The 714-nt window shown below is 72.1% G+C and carries 1 protein-coding gene; it reads left to right on the top strand.

The genetic code is table 11. The features are described from left to right. Positions 1-247 precede the first annotated feature (247 nt). Positions 248-714: NUDIX domain-containing protein (locus ABD323_RS42845; RefSeq protein ID WP_344447453.1), on the top strand; the 467-nt coding region annotated here is incomplete at its 3' end.

The following is a 714-nucleotide window of genomic DNA, read 5'->3' as shown; positions in this document are numbered from 1 at the left end:
GCTTGCCGCCGTCCTCCGACTTCATTGCCGCCGTCACCCGCGCCTACCTGGACCGCCATCCCGCCGAGCACGCCAAGCTCGCACCGCTGCTCGCCATGCTGGCCACCACGGCGGAGCCGGCCAGCCGCAAGACCCTGCCCGCGCACGTCACGTGCAGCGCCGTCGTCATCAACCACGACCGGGAGGTCCTGCACATCCACCACAAGGCCACCGGGCTGAGGCGGGCACCCCGCTGCGCGAGGTCACCGTGGACGACGGCATCCCGCCCGGCGCGCTGTGCCTGCCCCCGCAGCTGCTCGACCGGCCCGTCGACATCGACGCGAACGACATCGACCCCAACCCCGGCAAGGGCGAAGGCGCCCACCAGCACTACGACTTCCGGTTCGCCTTCTACCTCGCCGACCCCGCGACGCCCGAGACCGCGCTCCAGGAGCAGGAGGTCACCGGCTGCGAGTGGCGACCCTTCGACCAGGTCGCCTCGCCGTCACTGCGCGCAAAGCTGCACGCCGCTGGCCTGGACGGAAGCCCGGAGCCGGTGAACGCCAGCGCCCTGATCCACGACGGCACCGGCCGCTACCTCCTGCACCTGCGCGACAACTTCGACCACATCTGGACCCCGGGCGAGTTCAGCCTGCTCGGCGGCGGCGCGGAACCCGGGGACGGCAGCCTGGAGGCGACGCTGCGTCGTGAACTCGCCGAGGAAGCACCAGGGCT

The sequence above is a fragment of the Kitasatospora nipponensis genome, assembly GCF_039528135.1.
GTDB classification, from domain to species: Bacteria; Actinomycetota; Actinomycetes; order Streptomycetales; family Streptomycetaceae; genus Kitasatospora; species Kitasatospora nipponensis.
The sequence above is the reverse complement of the archived record's forward strand: the minus strand, read 5'-3'. Positions and strand labels throughout refer to the sequence as shown.